Here is a 2494-nt window from a genome sequence, read left to right on the forward strand (position 1 = left end):
ATAGATAAATCAAAGATAGGAGCAAATCATGGCAGTTTCACTGGAAAAAGGGCAGACCGTTTCTCTTACCAAAGAAAATCCACTGCTTAAGCGGATCCATATTGGGCTGGGCTGGGACCCTGCGGAAGAGCAAGGCGTCGAGTTCGATGTTGATGTCAGCCTATTCATGCTGAATTCAACGGGACAAGTTCGCATGGACTGCGACATGATCTACTACAACAACCTGGAGTCGATCTGTCACTCCATTGTGCATACGGGGGACAACCGTACCGGTGAAGGAGACGGAGATGATGAAGTCATCCTGTGTGATTTGAGTAACCTGGAGGAAAGCGTTCGGACGCTGGCGATTGTTGTGACGATTCATGACGCGGTTGCCCGCCGACAGAACTTCGGGCAGGTCGATAATATCTATATTCGCATTGTGGATCAGGATACCGAGCAGGAACTTCAGCGATATGACTTGAGGGAAGAATTCAGTACTGAAACCGCCATTCACGTGGCGGACGTGTACCGCCTGGAAACCGGTGAATGGAAATTCAGGGCTGTGGGCCGCGGTTATAGGGCAGGCTTGGGCATGTTTGCGGAGAAATACGGCGTAGAAGTGGCGGAGCGAGCCTGATGGCTGTAGTCCTCAGCAAAGGTGACCGTTTGAGCCTGCAAGATGATGGTGAGCAGGTATTGAATAACATCTGTGTTGGAGTGTCCTGGGGCGCCATTGTTTATCGCAACTGGCTCGGGATGAAGAAAGTCGAGCCGGTGGATTTGGACTTGGCGGTAGCCATGTATCACAAAGACCGCTCGCTCATCGAAACCATCTATTATGACCATGACAAATCCAGTGATGGTGCGGTGATTCATCATGGTGACGATAAAGTGGGTGACCTGACACCCGAAGGCCGCGACTTCGATAATGAGGTGGTTACCGTGGATCTGTCGAAACTTCGGCCACAGGTCGCACATCTGGTGTTCATGCTGAACAGTTTCGAGTGGAACACCTTTGACGAAATTCCGTACATCCGCATCCGAATTTATGAGGGTCAGCCCGGTAAGCCAGAGCGCATGTTGCTCAATTTCGATGTTGAAAATGACAAATCGTTCGCGGGCAAAGTGTCCATGATTCTTGGCAAGGTTTACCGGGCGAAGACCCCGGCAGGAATGGTGTGGCGTTTTCATGGTATCGGTGAAGCAACACCCGACTGTGAACTGGATGACCTGCGCCGGCGTATTGCCATCGAACACCTCAGCCTTGATGAACTGACGATGTTATCCAGCAGCGTACCGAAACAATTTTTATCCGGCGGCATGAACCCGGTTAAACCAAAGACCGAGGCACGATCAGCCCTTCACCACTAAGCCTTGGAGAAGGCAGGGAGCCGCCGACCACGCGGGTTCAAGTCATCCACCACCCCATCAGGTGGTGGAATGTTTCTGCATACGCTGTCTGGCGTTGATCAGGGCACCGTAACGCTGCATCAGAAAAGGCAGCATGGTCAGGTATTCCGGACCAAACACTTTCCCCAACTGCCGCATGAAAAGCCCCGTGACATAGATAGCATCCTGGTCGGTCATGGGAACCGCGACCAGCGGCCGGTCTTTCTGCATCACGTTGACAAAGAACTTTCCAGGTTGGCGCTCAATGGTAAACCCCTTGGTTTTATCAGCGCCGTGGTTGGAAAAACGGCAGGATGCCGAATAACCCAGAAGCACCGCCAAAACAGCAGGTAGTTCCTGTCGCGTCATTTGCACGCGAATCTTGTTTTCCCAATCGTACTTGCGTGTAGCCACCGCCATAGCGCCATCCAGCGCCACCGTATGGACTCCCCCCTTGGTAATATCCGCATTGAAACACAGGGCGGATTTTCCGCCGTACACATGAAAAGACATACGGTCTTCAGGGGGCATGTCAATATGATCTGCCCCACTGTTTCCATTGGCGTTCATCTTTGACCTCTGTTCTTGTTGTTGGGACGGCTGCTGTGGATGTGTAGCCGGTGTTGGCGCAGGGGCATTATCGCTCAACAAACCGTGGCGCTGAAGCACGCCCATCAGCCACTCCTTGGCTCTTGGGTTGTTTACGGCTTTTTCGAGCGCTTCGATGAAGCGGCTGGGGTCTTCCGTGTTGCGGATACGCTGTGCAACATCCGGGGCAAGATGCACATTGAATCCCAACTGCTTCAGGCGACGGTTGATTTCCCCCAAGCTGAGGGTAGTGTTGGTTTGCGCCGGTTGTGGTGCGTAACTCATGATTTGTCCTCCAATGGATAATACGTTCAATGTCATTGGAGCATGAGTTAAACATGATGCAAGTTAAACGCGACGCGCTTGCCGAACGCAATCAAGTGTCATTAAAAAAACACGCATTGACTGTTAATCACCAAAAAAAATGCTATAAGGTAAGTAAAGAATCATTTGAAGGCAAAGGTAATGGAAATGGAAATGGAAAACAAAAAACTCATTGATTCGCCAACAGACACCACGTTACGGGTCGACCGTG

General features: G+C 51.4%; 4 protein-coding genes. 3 read left to right on the plus strand and 1 reads right to left on the minus strand.

Translation table 11 applies throughout. The annotated features are described in order from the left end of the window. The first annotated feature begins 28 nt into the window (after positions 1 to 28). Together ACOCD2_RS16695 and ACOCD2_RS16700 are read left to right on the plus strand one after the other, a co-directional pair. Positions 29 to 619: a TerD family protein gene (locus tag ACOCD2_RS16695; protein ID WP_293652508.1), complete on the plus strand. Its 591-nt coding sequence runs from the start codon at positions 29 to 31 to the stop codon at positions 617 to 619. Continuing rightward, positions 619 to 1353, plus strand: a complete 735-nt coding sequence (locus ACOCD2_RS16700) for a TerD family protein (protein WP_293649663.1) — start codon at positions 619 to 621, stop codon at positions 1351 to 1353. The genes ACOCD2_RS16695 and ACOCD2_RS16700 overlap by 1 nt, the downstream gene beginning before the upstream one ends. A 57-nt stretch (positions 1354 to 1410) precedes the next feature. On the opposite strand, the gene ACOCD2_RS16705 is transcribed toward ACOCD2_RS16700, so the two are convergent. Then, the gene (locus ACOCD2_RS16705) at positions 1411 to 2244 is read right to left on the minus strand and encodes a hypothetical protein (protein ID WP_293649665.1); all 834 of its coding nucleotides are present in this window, start codon (positions 2242 to 2244) and stop codon (positions 1411 to 1413) included. A 53-nt stretch (positions 2245 to 2297) separates the two neighbouring features. On the opposite strand from ACOCD2_RS16705, the gene ACOCD2_RS16710 reads away from it, so the two are divergent. Beyond that, positions 2298 to 2459, plus strand: a complete 162-nt coding sequence (locus tag ACOCD2_RS16710) for a hypothetical protein (protein ID WP_293649667.1) — start codon at positions 2298 to 2300, stop codon at positions 2457 to 2459. The last annotated feature ends 35 nt before the right edge of the window (positions 2460 to 2494 follow it).

The organism is Thiolapillus sp., from assembly GCF_048562965.1.
In the GTDB taxonomy this organism is placed as follows: Bacteria; Pseudomonadota; Gammaproteobacteria; order Chromatiales; family Chromatiaceae; genus Thiolapillus; species Thiolapillus brandeum_A.